Raw genomic sequence first — 16464 nt, 5'->3', positions numbered from 1 at the left:
AAACACGCCACCGGAGCGCAGTACAGCCTCGCGCCCCGAGTTGCAAGTTTTGATTGCCCGGCAGCAGCGGCTCAGTCGTCGCGGCCAGCAATGGGCGCATCTTGGGGCACAATTCCATGTTTGGCCACAAGTCGCCCGACCAGGCTGTCGGGATGTGGTATTCCACCGTGGTTCTTGCGCATGATCGCCCGCATCCGGCGCCCGTATAGATGGATCGAGACGGTATCCTCGTGAAAAAACCGGTCAAGATTTTCGTTCGGCCGGGCAAGGGCCCGGCGCCGCGAAAAGTTGATCGGGTAAAAAACATGCTCTGGCAGGGCGTATTTTATCTCGCCTGTTTCCTTCAGCGCCCAGGTGAATGCCTTTGGCCCCCACACGCCCCACAACACCTCGGGAACGTTGGTCGGGTTCCCGGCGTCCCGCGCCTCTTCCAGCGGTCGGCGGTGGCGCGGCGGTAACCAAGGAGGAATAAGGTAGGGATCATTCGTGTACTCGATCAGCTTGGCCAGAGTTTCACTGTCCTGCGGCAGGCCCAGAACCCCAATCGCCACCTCACCCTCGAGATACCCATAGTAATGACCATTCGCCGTTGAATAGGGTTTCAGGCAATAGGCATCGGTGTCGGCCCAGATCAGGTCGGGCTCCTGAGCCAGCATCCGGTAGCGGAACTTGTCGGAATGCGGCGCGGGGCTATTGGTACGCTCATGAGTGATAAATTCGGAATCCGGCAGGATCTCGCGGGCATCACGGTGCTCGACACCCTCGGGGATGTTCGTCACATTGCTATAGGTATAAAGCCGCACGCTGTGGCCCATATCCAAGTAAGACTGGATGCACAACAGTTCCAAAAAGCTGAGCGGCCCCTCGACCCACAGCATTGCAATCTGGAAGTCCCGTGCCATGTTCTGCCCTCTCTGCCCAATGTGTTCATGCCTTGACGGCTTGCCTGCATTGGAGTGACCCAATTCCCGGCGCCGCGCAACGTCGCAGTTGTGGTAGCAACTATTTTCCTGCCCGTGTGGGATCCGTAAACACAAAAGAGGCGCCACTTGGGCGCCTCTGCTTCATATGTTTTCGTCCCGTATCTTACGAGCAGTAGGCGTGCTCGCGGGCGATGTCGGCGATGTCGCACCGGCGGATGCCGATGTCGTTCAACTCGCGGTCGCTCAGACGCTGTAGCTCGGTATACGTGCGGGTGTATTCGCTGGCCCGGGCGCGGTTTTCTTTCACGCGCTCGATCAGGTTTGCGATACGGGCGGTCAGGTTGAAGCCGCCATGTGACAGAGTCGCTGTGTGTGCCATTATCTCATTTCCTTTCGAATGTCGGGGCGTATTCCCCGATGTCACTTACTTGGTTCCTGTCTTGGACAGGGTTGAGATAGGGAGTTCAGTTATCGCTAACAACGATGGTTTTGGACTGGCCGCTATGCATTTTTGGCATAGCGGCGCAAATCAGGAGTGACCGCTACCGGCCGCAAGCCGGGACAGGTTGTCCAAAGCAGCAGACCAGCCACCTTTGTAGTCCTGAAATAGTTCTGGCCCGGCCAGGCTTGTGATCTGCAACGTGACGCGCAGCGTACTGCCTTGGCCATTCGGCATGATTTCGTGTCCGCACAGCGAGACCGAGACCAACTCTCCCTGAATGACCAGTGTTTCGGTCAATGAAAGAAACTCCGGCGAGACCACGTGGAACAGGCTGGTCGTATTGAACTCTGGCGCCTCTTTCGGTCCACACCGCGTTTCCTCACGGCCTCCGGGTCGACAGTCAAAAACATCAATCAGAACTACGCTTTCATCGTCTGGTGCGGCCCATTTCTGGCGTAACTCGCGGTCGGTCAACACCTGAAACAGCCGGTCGGGAGCGCAGGCAATCTCGCGTTCCAGGATCAAAGTTTCGTAATCAGCCATCATCGGATTCCTTCTCAATTTGCTCGGCAAGTGCAGACAGGCGATCCAGCCGGCCTTCCCAGAGGTGACGTTGTTGTTTCAACCAACCTTCCGCCTCGGCGATCGGGGCGGCTTCGATATGCAACATGCGAACCCGACCGATCTTCTCCGAACGGATCATTCCCGCGGATTCCAGTTTGCCGAGATGCTTCAGAAACGAAGGAAGAGCCATGTCGTGCGCTTCGTGCAGCTCTGACACGGCCGCTGGGCCAGTGATCAGCCGTTCGATCACAGCACGCCGGGTCGGATCGGCCAGCGCAGAAAAAAATGTATCGAGTTTGTTAGCCATAAGGCTAAGTATTTCAACGCACCGCCCACGTCAAGAAAAAGTTAGCCGTTTGGCTATGTTTTAATTTTTTAGGTCAGGACAGAGGGCAAAAAGGTGTCTACCTGCGAGTTCCTGACCAGGCCTTGGCCAAGTTCACCGCAAAAGGCGGTCTTCCGAAATTCCGCACAAGCGACGGCCAAAAATGAAAACGCCCCCGATCAGATCGGAGGCGTTCATTAGGCTTTCGAAGTTGGCGCTTAGCCGCGCTCTTCGATGATCTCAACCAGATGCGGGATCTTGTTGACCATGCCGCGGATCGACGGAGTGTCTTCCAATTCGCGGGTCTTGTGCATCTTGTTCAGGCCCAGACCGATCAGGGTTGCGCGCTGTTCGGCGGGGCGACGGATCGGGGAACCGATCTGCTTGACGACGATGGTTTTTGCCATTGCTCGCTCTCCTTACGCTTCGGCTTCAGCCGGTGCTTCATCCCGCTTGGGCAGGATATCGGCGACCTTCTTGCCACGACGCGCGGCAACCGAACGCGGGCTCTGTTCTTTCTTCAGGCCGTCGATGGTGGCGCGGATCATGTTGTACGGGTTCTGCGAGCCCAGCGACTTGGACACAACGTCCTTCACGCCCAGCATTTCGAACACAGCACGCATCGGACCACCGGCGATGATACCGGTACCTTCCGGCGCGGTGCGCATGACCACTTTACCGGCGCCGTGACGGCCCTCGATGTCGTGGTGCAGGGTCCGGCCTTCGCGCAGCTGCACGCGGATCATCTGACGCTTCGCTTGCTCGGTCGCCTTGCGGATGGCTTCAGGTACTTCTTTCGCTTTACCTTTGCCAAAGCCCACGCGGCCTTTCTGATCGCCAACAACCACCAGAGCGGCGAAGCCAAAGCGCTTACCACCTTTTACGGTTTTCGACACGCGGTTGATTGCGACCAGACGATCGGCAAATTCCGGTGCTTCTTCACGGTCGCGGCCACGGCCTCGACGGTTTTCACGTTCTGCCATTTGGCATCCCTTTTCTCATGTGGCGCTTGGCGCCGTTTTCTTCAATCCAAGTGAGCCTCGACTGACGCCGAGGCCCCCGGATCATCGGGGCGGATCGAAACCCGCCCACAGGTCTTAGATTTTCAGGCCACCTTCACGCGCGGCGTCGGCAACTGCCTTCACCCTGCCGTGGAACAGGAAGCCACCACGATCGAAATAAGCCTCTTCGACGCCGGCCTTCTTGGCCCGCTCGGCGATGGCTGCGCCCACTTTGGTGGCCGCTTCGATGTTGTTCTTGCCGACAACGCCCAGATCCTTTTCCAGGGTCGAGGCCGAGGCCAGGGTCACGCCACGTACGTCGTCGATCAGCTGAACAGAGATGTTCTTGTTCGAACGGTGTACGGACAGACGCGGACGACCCGCGTTGACCTTGCGAAGTTTGTTCCGAACGCGCAGGCGGCGCTTCAGAAACAGGGTTCTTTTGCTGTTTGCCATTGTGTTCGTCCTTACTTCTTCTTGCCTTCCTTGCGGAAGATGAACTCGCCCTTGTAGCGGATGCCTTTGCCTTTGTACGGCTCGGGACGGCGCCACTCGCGGATTTTCGCCGCGGTTTCGCCCACCAGCTGCTGGTCGATGCCTTCCACAACGATCTCGGTCTGCTTTGGCGCGGTGATGGTGACACCTTCCGGAGCAACGAAATCAACATCGTGGCTGTAGCCCAGGTTCAGCTTCAGGGTGTTGCCCTGCATCTGAGCGCGGTAACCCACACCCTGGATTTCCAGTTCCTTCTTGAAGCCTTCGGTCACACCGGTCACCAAGTTGGCGACCATGGTGCGGCTCATGCCCCACTGCTGACGAGCACGCTTGGACGAACCACGCGGGTCGATTTTGACCACGTTGTCTTCGACCGTCAGGGTGACGTCATCGGTTGCGGTGAAGCTGCGGGTGCCTTTCGGACCTTTGACTTCGATGGTCTGACCCGACACAGAGGCGGTAACGCCGCTGGGCAGCTCGACCGGTTTCTTACCAATACGAGACATTGCAGACCTCCTTAGAAGACGGTGCAGAGCACTTCGCCGCCAACATTGTTGGAGCGAGCGTTTGCGTCCGACATCACACCTTTCGGAGTGCTGACAATCGACACGCCCAGGCCCTGACGAACCTGCGGGATGTCATTGACGCCCATGTATACGCGACGGCCGGGCTTCGAGACCCGCTTCAGTTCGCGAATGACAGGGGTGCCTTCGTAGTATTTCAGGCTGATTTCCAGAGCCGGATGACCGTTTTCACCGGTCGTCTTTTCATAGCCGCGGATATAGCCTTCGTCCGCCAGCACGTCCAGAACCCAGGCGCGCAGTTTCGACGCCGGAGTGATCACGGTGGACTTGCCGCGCATTTGCGCGTTGCGGATGCGGGTGAGCATATCGCCGATAGGATCGTTCATATCTGTCTCTCCCTTACCAGCTCGATTTCACCATGCCGGGGATCTGACCAGCAGAACCCAGCTCGCGCAGCGCGATACGGCTGACCTTCAGCTTACGGTAGTAAGCGTGGGGACGACCGGTCAGCTGACAACGGTTGTGCAGACGGGTAGCCGAGCTGTTGCGCGGCAGTTTCGCCAGTTTCAGACGCGCTTTGAAGCGCTCTTCCATCGGCTTGCTCTCGTCATTCGCGATCTCTTTCAGAGCCGCACGCTTTTCGGCATACTGTGCCACCAGGCGTGCGCGCTTCTTCTCGCGTTCGATCATTGCTTTTTTAGCCATGTCTCAATCCTCCCGGCGCTTACGCGTTGAACGGCATGTTGAAAGCTTTCAACAGTGCCTTTGCTTCAGCGTCGGTTTTCGCTGTGGTGGCAATTACGATGTCCATGCCCCAGACCTCGTCGACCTTGTCGAAGTCGATTTCCGGGAACACGATGTGCTCTTTCATGCCCATGGCAAAGTTGCCACGGCCATCGAAGGACGGTTTCACACCGCGGAAGTCACGTACGCGAGGCATCGCGATGGTGATCAGACGGTCCAGGAATTCGTACATCCGGTCGCCGCGCAGGGTCACCTTGGCGCCCAGCGGCATGTCTTCACGGACGCGGAAACCCGCGATCGACTTCTTCGCCTTGGTCGAAACGGCCTTCTGACCGGCGATCGCCGTCAGATCCTCGACCGCGGCTTTCGCCTTCTTCGAGTCCTTCACCGCCTCGGCACCACAGCCGATGTTCAGAACGATCTTCTCCAGCTTGGGGATCTGCATATCGTTCTTGTAGCCGAACTCTTCTTTCAGAGCGGCACGGATGGTTTCAGCGTACTGAGCTTTCAGACGCGGGGTGTAGGTTGCAGCATCAAGCATCGATCACGTCCCCCGTGGTCTTGGCGTAACGAACCTTCTTGTCACCTTCCATGCGGAAGCCGACGCGGGTTGCCTTGCCGTTCTTGTCCAGCAGGGCCAGGTTCGACAGGTCGATCGGCAGAGCTTTGGGCAGGCGGCCACCTTGCGACGTTTGCGACTGGCGGGTGTGGCGAATGGCGATGTTCACGCCATCAACGACAGCTTTGCCGGCTTTGGGGTCGACCGAGGTGATAGTCCCCTCTTTGCCCTTGTCCTTGCCGGCCAGCACGACGACCTTGTCGCCTTTGCGGAGTTTAGCAGCCATGATTACAGCACCTCCGGAGCCAGCGAGATGATCTTCATGAAGTTCTTCGCGCGCAGTTCACGAACAACGGGGCCGAAGATACGGGTACCGACGGGCTCGTTGTTGTTGTTCAGGATGACGGCGGCGTTGCGATCGAAGCGGATCGCGGTGCCGTCTTCGCGACGGACTTCTTTGGCGGTGCGCACGACGACGGCCTTGCGGACATCACCTTTCTTCACGCGGCCGCGCGGGATGGCTTCCTTCACCGAGACGACAATGATGTCGCCGACGGAGGCGTATTTACGCTTGGAACCACCCAGGACCTTGATGCACTGAACTCGGCGGGCGCCGGAGTTGTCAGCGACATCCAGATTGGTCTGCATCTGGATCATGTGGTTTCTCCCGACCTGTGGGGGCTGGTCTTGTTAAATCCCCCAGGGTTTCGACAAATGGAAAAATCCCGGAGGCTTAGGCCTCCAGAACCTCCCAACGTTTCGTCTTCGATTTCGGCGCGCATTCGATGATGCGCACGGTGTCGCCGACCTTGAAGGCGTTCTTTTCGTCGTGAGCCCGGTATTTCTTGGACTTACGAACGGTTTTCTGCAGTAGTGGGTGCTTGAAACGGCGCTCGACCAGAACGGTAATGGTCTGTTCGTTGGCGTCGCTGGTCACGGTGCCTTGCAGGATACGCTTGGGCATCTGATTACTCCTCGGATGCCGCGGCAGCGGCCTTTTCGTTCAGAATGGTTTTGACGCGGGCAGCATTGCGGCGGGCCGCTTTGATACCAGCAGTGTTTTCCAGCTGACCGGTGGCCTGTTGAAAGCGCAGGTTGAAGCTTTCTTTCTTCAGGTTGGCCAGTTCCTCGCGGAGCTGGTCCGGGGTCTTTTCACGCAGTTCTTGGGCGTTCATCGCCTTTTCCTTTGCTCAAAACACCAGAAGGCCCCGTACACGGGTCACCTTGGACCTGGTGGATGAATGATAGACATGCGAATCGCCCGACAACGCCGGGAGACCGCAGGATGCCGCCGTATAAGGGTTTGGTGGGTTGGTGGCAAGAGGAAGTTTTGCAACCAGAACCGGGCAACCAACGGGTCACGTCAGAACCTGACCACTTGCGCGTTGTCTTCTGTGGAAACGGGTTTGGCCGAAACTCAAAAGACACGTGAAACCCTTGAAGTATCTTTATCCCGCTGACTTAGGAACGGTGGAAAAAAATGGAACTGGTTGTCCTAATTGGGTTTGCGGCACTTCTAGTTGTTTTAATATCAAGAAAGCCACGCCTTGTCGCCCGTCATAGAGGCCATCAAAAACCTCCGCAAGCCTCCACACGGAACCGCGCAATCCCGCGACAACAGCCGAGTGTTGTTCCCTCCAACCGCGTTCTGACGGGGCGCGCTTATGTGATCGATGGCGACACAATCATTGTCCGTGGAACAAAGATCCGTCTAGCCGGCATTGATGCGCCCGAGCTGGACATGCCATGGGGCCTAAAGGCAAAGTGGACGATGGTCGAAATCTGCAAGGGTCAGGAGATTACCGTCAAGCTGAACGGCGAAACATCCTATGACCGGTTAGTTGGAATTGCATACCTACCCAATGGGCAGGACATCGGCGCGGAGCTGATCAAAAGGGGGCTTGCGCTGGACCTGCCTTTCTTTTCACAGGGAAGGTATAGGCATCTCGAACCGACCGGCGCCAGAGAACGACTGCGGAATGGGGCTTTCGGTCACGCATCGATTTCGGTTCGCAGGACGACGACAGTCGTCGCCTATGGGCGCAGATCAAACCGGCACAATGCCGGCAGTTGAATACGACCCAAGGAGTTCACTCCCACTTATAGTTAAAACTCACCGAAATCCGTTCTTCTTCGGCCATGTTCATGGGCACCTCGTGGCGCAGCCAGCTTTCCCACAGCAGAACGTCGCCGACCTTCGGCTTCATATAAATGAAGGGCTGCAATTCGCGTCGGGCGCCCTTGTGGCGCACCGGCGCGGCCATCATGCGGCCTGAGCGGGGGTCCTCCAGCTTCAGCGCGCTGGCGCCTTCCGGCATTGACACATAGGTCGTTCCAGAAATCACACTGTGCGGATGGATGTGGCTGGCATGCATTCCACCCTCGGGCAGGATGTTGATCCAAAGATCCTCCAGCTTCAATTCCCGGTCATCGAGATCAAACTCAAGGTCTTTCGCGAATGCAGCCACGTGCTGATCCAAAGTCTTCACCAAGTCCTGAAAGATCGGAAACCGCCAGGGCAGGTCAGTCAACGAGGCATAGCTGGTGTAACCCGGATAGCCGTTTTTTTCGCACCACTCCTGCCCGGCCTCGTCATCCTCAGCGATGACAAGGCACGAGTTCTCCAGCTCCTCCGGATCGATCCTTGGATCGAACTCAGACAGAGCGGCGCGGTAGAGACGGGTAACGAAGAGTGATTCAATCTGTGCCATGGGCGTCCATTACCCTATTCGACGCCCAGGCGCGATAGAGGAACTTTCTTCGAATTTGGAAAACCCCTGCTGCTGTCACAAGTCAATATAGAGCAACGGGTCGCTGTGATGCGCGATCAGCTTCCACGCTCCACCTTCAAGGCGATAGACATTCGTGCCGCGCATCCGGATACCGGCCCCATCGCCCTGCCCCGATGCCTCGGCGACATGGTGCACAGTGGCAAGCGTATCCCCAACCACAACATGCCGGTTCAGCACTTTGATCGACCCGCCCAGATGCGCCCGACCCTGCGCGACCCAATCCTGATCCGTGACTTTCCACCCGACGTGGAACAGATCGGGTGACGGCCCCATATAGATGACATCGTCCGCATGCGACCACAGCGCCTCCATCGTTACAACGTCACCCTCGAACATAGCGTTCAGTGCGGCAAAGAAGCCGTCGTCAATCTTTTCAATCTCTGACGTCGAAACCATTTGAGGCCCCCTTGTTCTAGGCTTTTCCGAAGTATCAAAAGCTGAAGCTGAGCCTAACCCAAACCATCCGAAAAACAAAAAACCCCGCCGGTTCGGCGGGGTTTTCTGAAGTCTTGGCAAGACCGGTTTACCAGTCCTCGCGGACCACCACACGGGTCTTGATCGGCAGCTTCATCGCCGCCAGGCGCAGAGCCTCGCGCGCGATTTCATCGTTGACGCCGTCGATCTCGAACATCACGCGACCGGGCTTCACTTTGGCTGCCCAATAGTCGACCGAGCCTTTACCTTTACCCATACGGACTTCGGTAGGCTTCGAGGTCACGGGGGTATCCGGGAAGATCCGGATCCAGACGCGACCTTGACGCTTCATGTGACGGGTCATGGCACGACGAGCAGCTTCGATCTGGCGTGCAGTGACGCGCTCGGGCTGCAGGGCCTTCAGACCGTAGGTGCCAAAGTTCAGATCAGAGCCGCCTTTGGCTTCGCCCTTGATCCGACCTTTGTGCATCTTGCGGAATTTTGTACGCTTTGGTTGAAGCATATCTTTCCCTCCTTAGCGACGACCGCCACCAGCACCACGAGGTGCAGGGCCGTCCTGGAGTTCCTGTGCTTTACGGTCACGTGCCTGCGGATCGTGCTCCATGATCTCACCTTTGAAGATCCAGACCTTGATCCCGATGATCCCGTAGGGGGTCATCGCTTCGGCATGTGCGTAATCGATGTCGGCACGCAGGGTGTGCAGAGGCACGCGGCCTTCGCGGTACCATTCGGTCCGTGCGATTTCGGCGCCGCCCAGACGTCCAGCGACGTTCACCCGGATACCCAGGGCGCCCATGCGCATGGCGTTCTGAACCGACCGCTTCATCGCGCGGCGGAACGAAACGCGGCGCTCCAGCTGCTGAGCGATCGACTCGGCAACCAGCTGCGCGTCGAGTTCCGGCTTGCGCACTTCGACGATGTTCAGGTGCAGTTCGCTGTCGGTCATCTGCGCGATTTTCTTGCGCAGAACTTCGATGTCCGCGCCTTTCTTGCCGATGATGACACCGGGACGCGCGGTGTGGATCGTGACGCGGCACTTCTTGTGCGGACGTTCGATGATCACACGGGCGATGCCGGCTTGCTTGCACTCTTTCTTGATGAACTCACGGATCTTGAGGTCTTCCAGCAGAAGATCACCGTAGTCCTTGGTATCTGCGTACCAACGGCTGTCCCAGGTACGGTTGACCTGAAGGCGCATGCCGATCGGATTGACTTTATGTCCCATTAGGCTTGCTCCTCAACTTGACGCACCTTGATGGTGATCTCCGAGAACGGCTTCATGATCTTGCCGAAACGGCCACGGGCACGCGGACGGCCGCGCTTCATGACCAGGTTCTTACCAACCCATGCTTCGGCGACGATCAGCTCGTCCACGTCCAGGTTGTGGTTGTTTTCGGCGTTCGCGATTGCGGACTGCAGGCACTTTTTGACGTCCTGCGCGACACGCTTGTTCGAGAAAGTCAGGTCGGTCAGAGCCTTCTCGACTTTCTTGCCGCGGATCATTTGCGCAACCAGGTTCAGTTTCTGCGGGCTGGTGCGAAGCATACGGGTTTTTGCCATTGCTTCGTTTTCAGCCACGCGGCGGGGGTTCTTTTCCTTGCCCATGACTTACTTCCGCTTCGCTTTTTTGTCTGCGGCATGGCCATAATAGGTCCGGGTCGGCGAGTACTCACCGAACTTCTGACCGATCATGTCTTCCGAGACGTTTACCGGGATATGCTTCTGGCCGTTGTACACACCAAAGGTCAGACCCACGAACTGGGGCAGAATGGTGGAACGACGCGACCAGATCTTGATGACTTCGTTGCGGCCCGACTCGCGCGCAGCTTCGGCTTTTTTCAGCACGTAAGCGTCGACGAAAGGACCCTTCCAAACAGAGCGAGACATGTCTTAACGCCCTTTCTTCTTGGCGTGCCGCGAGCGGATGATCAGCTTCTGGGACGCTTTGTTCTTGTTGCGGGTACGCTTACCCTTGGTGTCCTTACCCCAAGGCGTAACCGGCGTACGGCCACCCGAGGTCCGGCCTTCACCACCACCGTGGGGGTGATCGATCGGGTTCATGGCAACACCACGGACCGACGGACGCACGCCCTTGTGGCGCATACGACCGGCTTTGCCGAGGTTCTGGTTGCTGTTGTCGGGGTTCGACACGGCACCGACGGTGGCCATGCATTCCTGGCGCACCATACGCAGCTCGCCCGAGCTCAGACGGATCTGGGCGTAGCCGCCATCGCGACCAACGAACTGAGCGTAGGTGCCCGCGGCACGTGCGATCTGACCGCCCTTGCCGGGCTTCATCTCGATGTTGTGCACGATGGTACCGATCGGCATACCCGAGAACGGCATCGCGTTGCCGGGCTTGATGTCGGCCTTGGCCGAAGCGATGACCTTGTCGCCAACCGCCAGACGCTGCGGCGCCAGGATATAGGCCTGCTCGCCATCGTCATATTTGATCAGTGCGATGAACGCGGTCCGGTTCGGGTCGTATTCGATCCGCTCGACGGTTGCCGCCACATCCAGTTTGTTCCGTTTGAAGTCAACGATCCGGTAGAGACGCTTTGCGCCACCGCCACGGCGGCGTGAAGTGATCCGTCCGGTGTTGTTCCGGCCGCCCGATTTGGTCAAACCCTCAGTGAGAGACTTGACCGGACGTCCTTTCCAAAGCTCCGAACGGTCGATCAGCACCAGCCCGCGCTGGCCCGGCGTCGTCGGTTTGTACGACTTGAGTGCCATGCTTTCTGTCTTCCGTTTAGCAAGCGCGAGGATCAATCCCCGCTATGTGAGAGGCCCCCGTAGGTGCCCAGGTTATAGGGCCCCGAAGGTCCCCGGTTTCAAATATCAGAGGCCCCGGAACGAATCCGAGGCCGCAAGATTGGGTGCGTTTAGCAGGGTTGGGGGTGGCGAGCAATACAAAGAAACATTTTTTTCTTCTCTTCTGAAGGCAAAGCCTCGGTTGGACACGTGCACTCATCATCTTGACTTGCAGTTTCTTAGCCATTCCATTCACTGCAGCTTGCAACAACACACAAGGAGCTTCCGCCATTTCGCCAGAATTTGCGGGATACATTCTTCAACTAACGGAGAACGCTCTGAAACCCGAGAACATTGTCTGCGGGAGATGTTTTCTGTGCGGGAGTGTTGCCACCAGTGGAAAGGGAGAGCATGTGTTCCCGCGGTGGCTGCAACGGCAATTTAACCTGTGGGACTGCAGACTACAGCTGTTGAACGGTTCATTGATGCCGTATCGAAGTGTTCGCGTTCCAGCGTGCAAACACTGCAACAACTTGGTGTTGGGAAAAACCGAACATTATGTGTCTAAGCTCGATGGTAAATCGGTTTCAAATTGGACACTGGCCGATAGTTTTGAAGTTGGGCGGTGGCTAGCCAAAATCTTTGTTGGAATTCTTATGAAAGAGGCAACTGTATCGCTAGATAGAAGGAAGCCGGAATTCGGCTCAATTTTCCCTGTTGAAGCGACTGGCGAGCTATATCTTCTGCATCTGTTAATTCAGTCTTGGCGCAAAGTAATCTTGTTCCGAGCGGTACACACCGAACATCCGTTCACGTTGTATGTCTACGAAATCGAAGAGGACACTGATTTTGGGTCCTTCAATTTCTCGACAAATATTCCCGGAAAATCTGTGTGCATACGGTTTGGAACTCTGGGCTTCGCATTTGTTGGTGACGGGGGGTTGCAACATGAAGCCGGAAATGGTGGCCCTTTCCGGCTAGCTTTCCAAAAAATACATCCGGTCCAATTTGATGAAATCGCCGCAAGGGTCCACTACAAAGCGTCGTTGCGTAATGCTACACACTCGTACTTCCACGCAGAAGACGCTACCTCTTTGAGATTTCAGCAAATGGAAGTAATTCCGTATTCAAAGAATAAACTTGCAGATGGTAGCGATCGGATCTTTCGAGATTGGTCTGACAAAGATTTGGCTCATTTTTTCAAACTGTATAACGTGCCGCGATGGGATGTACTGGTCGACCCCAGTGGATCAGCCTCGTTCACCAGGCTTGTCGACTCAACCGGGCGCAAAATCGACTTTTTCTGAGGAACTTAACTGCCCAATACAACACCAAAAAATTGCCCCTCAGTTCGGCGTCTGTCTTACTAACCCCAACAAAAAACCCCCGCCTTTCGGCGGGGGCCTTTATCTCCTTCCAAAGACGGGTCCGATCAGAGACCGGTGGTCACGTCGATGGTGTTGCCCTCTTCCAGGGTCACATAGGCCTTTTTGACGTCTTTCCGCTTGCCCAGCTGGCCGCGGAACCGCTTGACCTTGCCTTTGGTCACGGTGGTGTTCACCGCCTTGACCTTCACACCAAACAGCGCCTCGACGGCCTCTTTGATCTGCGGCTTGTTGCTGTCGATCGCCACTTCAAAGACAACCGCGCCGTTCTCAGAGGCCATGGTCGTTTTCTCGGTGATGATCGGCTTGCGGATCACGTCGTAGTGTTCTGCCTTCGCGCTCATTTCAGTCGAGCCTCCAGTGCTTCGACACCCGCCTTGGTGAGCACCAGGGTGTCACGCTTGAGGATGTCATAGACGTTTGCGCCCATCGACGGCAGGATATCCAGACCTTCGATGTTGCGGGCTGCGCGGGCGAACCCTTCGTTCACGGTGGCGCCGTCGATGACCAGAGCGCGCTTCCAGCCCAGGTTTGCAACCTGTTTGGCCAGTGCGGCGGTCTTGCCTTCGGCTTCGGCGCTTTCGATCACGACCAGCTCACCGGCTTTGGCCTTGGCCGACAGTGCGTGGCGCAGGCCCAGCTTGCGGAACTTCTTCGGCAGGTCGTGGCCGTGCGAACGCGGGGTCGGACCCTTGTAGATGCCACCCTTGCGGAAGATCGGCGCGTTGCGGTCACCGTGACGTGCGCCACCGGTGCCCTTCTGGCGATAGATCTTCTTGGTCGAGTAGCTGGTTTCCGAGCGGGTCTTCACCTTGTGGGTTCCAGCCTGCGCGTTGTTGCGCTGCCAACGGACCACACGGTGCAGGATGTCCGCGCGCGGCTCCAGACCGAACAGGTCCGCATCCAGCTCGATGTTGCCGGCTTTCTTGCCGTCCAGTTTGATTACATCAAGTTTCATGCTTCACCACCTTCCGCGGGTGCTTCTTCCGCAGGTGCTTCGGTTGCAGCCGATTTCACAGCAGCCGGGAAAGGCAGGCCTTCCGGTGCTTTCTTCTTGACGGCGTCCTTGACGGTAACCCAGCCCGATTTCGGTCCGGGAACGGCGCCTTTGATGAAGACCAGACCACGGTCGGCGTCGGTTTTGACGACCTCCAGGTTCTGGGTGGTAACACGGGCAGCACCCATGTGACCGGCCATCTTCTTGCCTTTGAACACCTTGCCCGGGTCCTGACACTGACCGGTCGAACCGTGCGAACGGTGGCTGATCGAAACACCGTGCGAGGCGCGCAGACCACCGAAGTTGTGGCGCTTCATTGCACCGGCAAAGCCTTTACCGATCGAGGTGCCCGAAACGTCAACTTTCTGACCAGCCAGGAAGTGATCTGCCGAGATCTCGGCGCCCACTTCGATCAGCGCGTCTTCAGACACGCGGAACTCGGCCAGCTTGCGCTTGGGCTCGACCTTGGCGGCGGCGAAGTGGCCGCGCATGGCCTTCGAGGTGCGTTTTGCCTTGGCGGCACCGGCGCCCAGCTGAACGGCGGTGTAGCCGTCTTTGTCAGCTGTGCGCTGTGCAACGACCTGCAGGTTGTCCAGGTGAAGAACGGTCACAGGGATCTGCTTGCCGTCTTCCATGAACAGGCGGGTCATGCCGACTTTTTTTGCGATAATACCAGAGCGCATCATCAATACCCTCCGATCTTACGACTGCAGCTTGATCTCGACGTCCACACCAGCGGCCAGGTCGAGCTTCATCAGCGCGTCCACGGTCTGGGGGGTCGGATCTACGATGTCGAGAAGACGCTTGTGCGTACGGATCTCGAACTGATCGCGGGATTTCTTGTCAACGTGAGGGCCACGGAGAACCGTGAACTTCTCGATCTTGTTCGGCAGCGGGATCGGGCCGCGCACGTTCGCGCCGGTCCGCTTTGCAGTGTTGACGATCTCTTGCGTGCTGGCATCCAGGACGCGATAGTCAAATGCCTTCAGCCGAATACGGATGTTTTGGCTTTGCATATTAACAGCCTTTTTTCAGGCGTTGGAGTTGAGAGGAGGACGGGCGCTCATCGCCAACCCTCATCGAACCCAAAAGGCGGGAATCACCCCGCCTTCACGTTCTCACCGAGAACTCGCGCGGTTTAGTGGGGTTGGCGCTGTTTGGCAAGGGGGAAATGCCACCAAGCCCCAAATGCGGATTGTCCAACAAGTGATAGGCCGCCGCGCTGAATCTTGAAGACCCTACCCGGCTTCAGGATCCATTTGGGATTGCCCCAATTCCGCCAGCTCTGTCCAGACCGCACCCGGGATAGACCAGTCGGCCCATTCGAATGTCTGGTCCACGTGCTGCGGCCATGTCGCGCCGCAGATTGTCGAAGCTATATCTGCGTTTTTGACCGAGAATTGCAACGCAAGCGCCCCCAACGGGACATCGTAGCGGGAACAGATACTCTCGACCGCACGAACCGGACCCAGAACAGCTTCGGTCGCCGGCTGATAGACATAGAAATGATGCGCGGAACTTCCCTTGGCCAATATTCCTCCGGAATAGGGCGCCGCATTCAGAACGGTCACTCCCTTGGAACGCGCGAGTTCAATCAGCGGAGCGGAATTCACGTTGACGACTGTATGCCTGTTGTGCGTCAGAAGGACGTCGAACTCACGATCGCGTAGCATAGGCATCAGGACGTCAATTCGACCACCGGCAAGCCCCACAGCTTTGGCCAGGCCTTCTTCCTTCATCCGAAACAGCTCATCAAGCGCGCCGCCCGTGCCGGTCACTTTGGAAAGATCTGCGGCGTATTCAGGGTCATGAAGGTGAAGAATATCCACCTGGTCAACGCCAAGGGCTTCAAGGCTTGCTTCAAGCGACCTTCGCGCTTGTGTCGCATCAAACCTGTTGCTCTCCATATCCCGGTCCAGTTTCGTGGACAGAACCCTACCCTCGGGCCACCCGCCCAATTCGCGAATGACTTGCCCGATACGTTCTTCGCTTCGGCCCAACGCATACCCGCGCGCTGTATCAATGAAGCCGTCCGGACGCTGTAGAATTGCCCTGATGGTATCCAGTGCACGGCTTTCGTCTACTTCGTATCCATATATCTGTGGAATGCTTCCCAGCCCTGTTGAACCGAACCCTATTTGCGGCAACCTGACCCCAGTCCGGCCGATTTCAACATGCTTGGTCATCCCACCATCCTCCCCTACTGGACAATTCTGACTGCAATTGTGTCGAGGGGCGCCGCTCAACGCAAGCTTGGCGTATTCGCGTGCAACACCAAGATCGGCGCAACCAATGTTTTGGGAACTTAACGAAAAAGGCCGCCCCGGTTTGGGACGGCCTTCTTTGGTTTCTCACCAAGTTGCTTTCAGCTGGCTTCGCTTTGGAAAACCGCCTGCCGCAACCGGGCGCGACAAGCGCGCCTTACTCGATGATTTTGGACACGACGCCTGCGCCGACGGTGCGGCCGCCTTCGCGGATGGCGAAGCGCAGACCGTTTTCCATGGCGATCGGGGCGATCAGCTCAACG

The 16464-nt window shown here is 57.4% G+C and carries 30 protein-coding genes; 2 read left to right on the top strand and 28 right to left on the bottom strand.

The genetic code is table 11. The features are described 5' to 3' along the window. Nucleotides 1-71: 71 nt before the first annotated feature. The 15 genes from AC2FML_RS17970 to rpmC form a co-directional block, all read right to left on the bottom strand. Nucleotides 72-902 carry a hypothetical protein gene (locus AC2FML_RS17970; protein ID WP_244952485.1) on the bottom strand — a complete coding sequence of 277 codons (831 nt, stop codon included), beginning with the start codon at nt 900-902 and terminating at the stop codon, nt 72-74. A 184-nt stretch (nt 903-1086) separates the two neighbouring features. After that, nucleotides 1087-1302 carry a DUF1127 domain-containing protein gene (locus tag AC2FML_RS17965; protein ID WP_496736690.1) on the bottom strand — a complete coding sequence of 72 codons (216 nt, stop codon included), beginning with the start codon at nt 1300-1302 and terminating at the stop codon, nt 1087-1089. 150 nt (nt 1303-1452) lie between these two features. Next, the gene (locus AC2FML_RS17960) at nt 1453-1908 is read right to left on the bottom strand and encodes an SRPBCC domain-containing protein (protein WP_170361684.1); all 456 of its coding nucleotides are present in this window, start codon (nt 1906-1908) and stop codon (nt 1453-1455) included. Beyond that, nucleotides 1901-2236 carry an ArsR/SmtB family transcription factor gene (locus AC2FML_RS17955; RefSeq protein ID WP_170342961.1) on the bottom strand — a complete coding sequence of 112 codons (336 nt, stop codon included), beginning with the start codon at nt 2234-2236 and terminating at the stop codon, nt 1901-1903. Before AC2FML_RS17955 ends, AC2FML_RS17960 begins: the two co-directional genes overlap by 8 nt. Nucleotides 2237-2472: 236 nt before the next feature. Beyond that, nucleotides 2473-2661 carry a 50S ribosomal protein L30 gene (gene rpmD, locus AC2FML_RS17950; protein WP_093965366.1) on the bottom strand — a complete coding sequence of 63 codons (189 nt, stop codon included), beginning with the start codon at nt 2659-2661 and terminating at the stop codon, nt 2473-2475. Between the two features lie 12 nt (nt 2662-2673). Continuing rightward, complete coding sequence (gene rpsE / locus AC2FML_RS17945; RefSeq protein WP_093965365.1) at nt 2674-3237, bottom strand: 30S ribosomal protein S5; 564 nt, start codon at nt 3235-3237, stop codon at nt 2674-2676. 114 nt (nt 3238-3351) lie between these two features. Next, nucleotides 3352-3711, bottom strand: coding sequence for a 50S ribosomal protein L18 (gene rplR / locus AC2FML_RS17940; protein ID WP_170361687.1), 360 nt, complete (start codon nt 3709-3711; stop codon nt 3352-3354). Nucleotides 3712-3722: 11 nt separating this feature from the next. Then, nucleotides 3723-4256 carry a 50S ribosomal protein L6 gene (gene rplF, locus AC2FML_RS17935; protein WP_093965363.1) on the bottom strand — a complete coding sequence of 178 codons (534 nt, stop codon included), beginning with the start codon at nt 4254-4256 and terminating at the stop codon, nt 3723-3725. Nucleotides 4257-4267: 11 nt separating this feature from the next. Continuing rightward, nucleotides 4268-4660 carry a 30S ribosomal protein S8 gene (rpsH, locus tag AC2FML_RS17930; protein WP_093965361.1) on the bottom strand — a complete coding sequence of 131 codons (393 nt, stop codon included), beginning with the start codon at nt 4658-4660 and terminating at the stop codon, nt 4268-4270. A gap of 13 nt (nt 4661-4673) precedes the next feature. Next, nucleotides 4674-4979, bottom strand: coding sequence for a 30S ribosomal protein S14 (rpsN, locus tag AC2FML_RS17925; protein WP_093965360.1), 306 nt, complete (start codon nt 4977-4979; stop codon nt 4674-4676). Between the two features lie 19 nt (nt 4980-4998). Continuing rightward, nucleotides 4999-5559, bottom strand: a complete 561-nt coding sequence (gene rplE / locus AC2FML_RS17920; protein WP_093965358.1) for a 50S ribosomal protein L5 — start codon at nt 5557-5559, stop codon at nt 4999-5001. After that, nucleotides 5552-5863 (bottom strand): 50S ribosomal protein L24, encoded by a 312-nt coding sequence (gene rplX, locus AC2FML_RS17915; protein WP_093965356.1) that lies wholly within the window; start codon nt 5861-5863, stop codon nt 5552-5554. Before rplX ends, rplE begins: the two co-directional genes overlap by 8 nt. Nucleotides 5864-5865: 2 nt before the next feature. Further along, nucleotides 5866-6234, bottom strand: coding sequence for a 50S ribosomal protein L14 (gene rplN, locus AC2FML_RS17910; protein ID WP_005621870.1), 369 nt, complete (start codon nt 6232-6234; stop codon nt 5866-5868). A gap of 76 nt (nt 6235-6310) precedes the next feature. Beyond that, nucleotides 6311-6541 (bottom strand): 30S ribosomal protein S17, encoded by a 231-nt coding sequence (rpsQ, locus tag AC2FML_RS17905; protein ID WP_170342963.1) that lies wholly within the window; start codon nt 6539-6541, stop codon nt 6311-6313. A gap of 4 nt (nt 6542-6545) precedes the next feature. Further along, nucleotides 6546-6752, bottom strand: a complete 207-nt coding sequence (gene rpmC, locus AC2FML_RS17900) for a 50S ribosomal protein L29 (RefSeq protein ID WP_093965352.1) — start codon at nt 6750-6752, stop codon at nt 6546-6548. A gap of 491 nt (nt 6753-7243) precedes the next feature. Here rpmC and AC2FML_RS17895 point away from each other — a divergent pair, with 491 nt between their 5' ends. Continuing rightward, nucleotides 7244-7651 carry a thermonuclease family protein gene (locus AC2FML_RS17895; RefSeq protein WP_496784000.1) on the top strand — a complete coding sequence of 136 codons (408 nt, stop codon included), beginning with the start codon at nt 7244-7246 and terminating at the stop codon, nt 7649-7651. Nucleotides 7652-7667: 16 nt separating this feature from the next. On the opposite strand, the gene AC2FML_RS17890 is transcribed toward AC2FML_RS17895, so the two are convergent. The 7 genes from AC2FML_RS17890 to rplB all read right to left on the bottom strand — a co-directional run bounded on the left by AC2FML_RS17890 (nt 7668) and on the right by rplB (nt 11537). Continuing rightward, the gene (locus AC2FML_RS17890) at nt 7668-8288 is read right to left on the bottom strand and encodes a 2OG-Fe(II) oxygenase family protein (protein WP_170445966.1); all 621 of its coding nucleotides are present in this window, start codon (nt 8286-8288) and stop codon (nt 7668-7670) included. 75 nt (nt 8289-8363) lie between these two features. Further along, a complete protein-coding gene (locus AC2FML_RS17885) occupies nt 8364-8765 on the bottom strand; it encodes a YybH family protein (protein ID WP_496783999.1) in 402 nt (133 codons plus the stop codon). A gap of 127 nt (nt 8766-8892) precedes the next feature. Beyond that, on the bottom strand, nt 8893-9306 hold the full coding sequence (rplP, locus tag AC2FML_RS17880; protein WP_005980704.1) for a 50S ribosomal protein L16: 414 nt from the start codon (nt 9304-9306) through the stop codon (nt 8893-8895). A 12-nt stretch (nt 9307-9318) separates the two neighbouring features. Further along, nucleotides 9319-10029: a 30S ribosomal protein S3 gene (gene rpsC / locus AC2FML_RS17875; RefSeq protein ID WP_093965346.1), complete on the bottom strand. Its 711-nt coding sequence runs from the start codon at nt 10027-10029 to the stop codon at nt 9319-9321. Further along, complete coding sequence (rplV, locus tag AC2FML_RS17870) at nt 10029-10409, bottom strand: 50S ribosomal protein L22 (RefSeq protein WP_039538267.1); 381 nt, start codon at nt 10407-10409, stop codon at nt 10029-10031. Before rplV ends, rpsC begins: the two co-directional genes overlap by 1 nt. A gap of 3 nt (nt 10410-10412) precedes the next feature. Continuing rightward, nucleotides 10413-10691: a 30S ribosomal protein S19 gene (rpsS, locus tag AC2FML_RS17865; RefSeq protein WP_005980699.1), complete on the bottom strand. Its 279-nt coding sequence runs from the start codon at nt 10689-10691 to the stop codon at nt 10413-10415. A 3-nt stretch (nt 10692-10694) separates the two neighbouring features. After that, nucleotides 10695-11537: a 50S ribosomal protein L2 gene (gene rplB, locus AC2FML_RS17860; RefSeq protein WP_093965344.1), complete on the bottom strand. Its 843-nt coding sequence runs from the start codon at nt 11535-11537 to the stop codon at nt 10695-10697. Between the two features lie 554 nt (nt 11538-12091). Here rplB and AC2FML_RS17855 point away from each other — a divergent pair. Beyond that, the gene (locus AC2FML_RS17855) at nt 12092-12862 is read left to right on the top strand and encodes a hypothetical protein (RefSeq protein WP_496783998.1); all 771 of its coding nucleotides are present in this window, start codon (nt 12092-12094) and stop codon (nt 12860-12862) included. Between the two features lie 125 nt (nt 12863-12987). Here the strand turns inward: AC2FML_RS17855 and AC2FML_RS17850 are convergent, their stop codons facing one another. The 6 genes from AC2FML_RS17850 to AC2FML_RS17825 all read right to left on the bottom strand — a co-directional run. Continuing rightward, the gene (locus tag AC2FML_RS17850) at nt 12988-13284 is read right to left on the bottom strand and encodes a 50S ribosomal protein L23 (RefSeq protein ID WP_093965341.1); all 297 of its coding nucleotides are present in this window, start codon (nt 13282-13284) and stop codon (nt 12988-12990) included. Further along, nucleotides 13281-13898, bottom strand: a complete 618-nt coding sequence (gene rplD, locus AC2FML_RS17845) for a 50S ribosomal protein L4 (protein ID WP_170342972.1) — start codon at nt 13896-13898, stop codon at nt 13281-13283. The genes AC2FML_RS17850 and rplD overlap by 4 nt, the downstream gene beginning before the upstream one ends. Then, nucleotides 13895-14620 carry a 50S ribosomal protein L3 gene (rplC, locus tag AC2FML_RS17840; RefSeq protein ID WP_170343454.1) on the bottom strand — a complete coding sequence of 242 codons (726 nt, stop codon included), beginning with the start codon at nt 14618-14620 and terminating at the stop codon, nt 13895-13897. The genes rplD and rplC overlap by 4 nt, the downstream gene beginning before the upstream one ends. An 18-nt stretch (nt 14621-14638) precedes the next feature. After that, the gene (gene rpsJ / locus AC2FML_RS17835) at nt 14639-14953 is read right to left on the bottom strand and encodes a 30S ribosomal protein S10 (protein WP_008756422.1); all 315 of its coding nucleotides are present in this window, start codon (nt 14951-14953) and stop codon (nt 14639-14641) included. 222 nt (nt 14954-15175) lie between these two features. After that, complete coding sequence (locus AC2FML_RS17830) at nt 15176-16123, bottom strand: aldo/keto reductase (RefSeq protein ID WP_496783997.1); 948 nt, start codon at nt 16121-16123, stop codon at nt 15176-15178. Nucleotides 16124-16358: 235 nt separating this feature from the next. Further along, nucleotides 16359-16464: EF-Tu C-terminal domain-related protein (locus AC2FML_RS17825; protein ID WP_143030536.1), on the bottom strand; the 106-nt coding region annotated here is incomplete at its 5' end.

Source organism: Ruegeria sp. BHSC029 (genome assembly GCF_059613085.1).
Note: the sequence above shows the minus strand (reverse complement) of the source record. Positions and strands in the feature narration are given on the sequence as shown.

What these genes read in the sequence shown, in the direction of transcription:
- rplR (WP_170361687.1), bottom strand. Translation starts at nt 3,711, where the DNA reads ATGGCAAACAGCAAAAGAACCCTGTTTCTGAAGCGCCGCCTGCGCGTT.
- rpsQ (WP_170342963.1), bottom strand. Translation starts at nt 6,541, where the DNA reads ATGCCCAAGCGTATCCTGCAAGGCACCGTGACCAGCGACGCCAACGAA.
- rpsE (WP_093965365.1), bottom strand. Translation starts at nt 3,237, where the DNA reads ATGGCAGAACGTGAAAACCGTCGAGGCCGTGGCCGCGACCGTGAAGAA.
- AC2FML_RS17970 (WP_244952485.1), bottom strand. Translation starts at nt 902, where the DNA reads ATGGCACGGGACTTCCAGATTGCAATGCTGTGGGTCGAGGGGCCGCTC.
- AC2FML_RS17850 (WP_093965341.1), bottom strand. Translation starts at nt 13,284, where the DNA reads ATGAGCGCGAAGGCAGAACACTACGACGTGATCCGCAAGCCGATCATC.
- AC2FML_RS17955 (WP_170342961.1), bottom strand. Translation starts at nt 2,236, where the DNA reads ATGGCTAACAAACTCGATACATTTTTTTCTGCGCTGGCCGATCCGACC.
- rplX (WP_093965356.1), bottom strand. Translation starts at nt 5,863, where the DNA reads ATGGCTGCTAAACTCCGCAAAGGCGACAAGGTCGTCGTGCTGGCCGGC.
- rplP (WP_005980704.1), bottom strand. Translation starts at nt 9,306, where the DNA reads ATGCTTCAACCAAAGCGTACAAAATTCCGCAAGATGCACAAAGGTCGG.
- rpsH (WP_093965361.1), bottom strand. Translation starts at nt 4,660, where the DNA reads ATGAACGATCCTATCGGCGATATGCTCACCCGCATCCGCAACGCGCAA.
- rpsC (WP_093965346.1), bottom strand. Translation starts at nt 10,029, where the DNA reads ATGGGACATAAAGTCAATCCGATCGGCATGCGCCTTCAGGTCAACCGT.
- AC2FML_RS17965 (WP_496736690.1), bottom strand. Translation starts at nt 1,302, where the DNA reads ATGGCACACACAGCGACTCTGTCACATGGCGGCTTCAACCTGACCGCC.
- AC2FML_RS17885 (WP_496783999.1), bottom strand. Translation starts at nt 8,765, where the DNA reads ATGGTTTCGACGTCAGAGATTGAAAAGATTGACGACGGCTTCTTTGCC.
- rplB (WP_093965344.1), bottom strand. Translation starts at nt 11,537, where the DNA reads ATGGCACTCAAGTCGTACAAACCGACGACGCCGGGCCAGCGCGGGCTG.
- rplC (WP_170343454.1), bottom strand. Translation starts at nt 14,620, where the DNA reads ATGCGCTCTGGTATTATCGCAAAAAAAGTCGGCATGACCCGCCTGTTC.
- rplV (WP_039538267.1), bottom strand. Translation starts at nt 10,409, where the DNA reads ATGGGCAAGGAAAAGAACCCCCGCCGCGTGGCTGAAAACGAAGCAATG.
- AC2FML_RS17960 (WP_170361684.1), bottom strand. Translation starts at nt 1,908, where the DNA reads ATGGCTGATTACGAAACTTTGATCCTGGAACGCGAGATTGCCTGCGCT.
- AC2FML_RS17890 (WP_170445966.1), bottom strand. Translation starts at nt 8,288, where the DNA reads ATGGCACAGATTGAATCACTCTTCGTTACCCGTCTCTACCGCGCCGCT.
- rplE (WP_093965358.1), bottom strand. Translation starts at nt 5,559, where the DNA reads ATGCTTGATGCTGCAACCTACACCCCGCGTCTGAAAGCTCAGTACGCT.
- AC2FML_RS17830 (WP_496783997.1), bottom strand. Translation starts at nt 16,123, where the DNA reads ATGACCAAGCATGTTGAAATCGGCCGGACTGGGGTCAGGTTGCCGCAA.
- rpmD (WP_093965366.1), bottom strand. Translation starts at nt 2,661, where the DNA reads ATGGCAAAAACCATCGTCGTCAAGCAGATCGGTTCCCCGATCCGTCGC.
- rplN (WP_005621870.1), bottom strand. Translation starts at nt 6,234, where the DNA reads ATGATCCAGATGCAGACCAATCTGGATGTCGCTGACAACTCCGGCGCC.
- rpsJ (WP_008756422.1), bottom strand. Translation starts at nt 14,953, where the DNA reads ATGCAAAGCCAAAACATCCGTATTCGGCTGAAGGCATTTGACTATCGC.
- rpsN (WP_093965360.1), bottom strand. Translation starts at nt 4,979, where the DNA reads ATGGCTAAAAAAGCAATGATCGAACGCGAGAAGAAGCGCGCACGCCTG.
- rplD (WP_170342972.1), bottom strand. Translation starts at nt 13,898, where the DNA reads ATGAAACTTGATGTAATCAAACTGGACGGCAAGAAAGCCGGCAACATC.
- rplF (WP_093965363.1), bottom strand. Translation starts at nt 4,256, where the DNA reads ATGTCTCGTATTGGTAAGAAACCGGTCGAGCTGCCCAGCGGCGTTACC.
- rpsS (WP_005980699.1), bottom strand. Translation starts at nt 10,691, where the DNA reads ATGTCTCGCTCTGTTTGGAAGGGTCCTTTCGTCGACGCTTACGTGCTG.
- rpmC (WP_093965352.1), bottom strand. Translation starts at nt 6,752, where the DNA reads ATGAACGCCCAAGAACTGCGTGAAAAGACCCCGGACCAGCTCCGCGAG.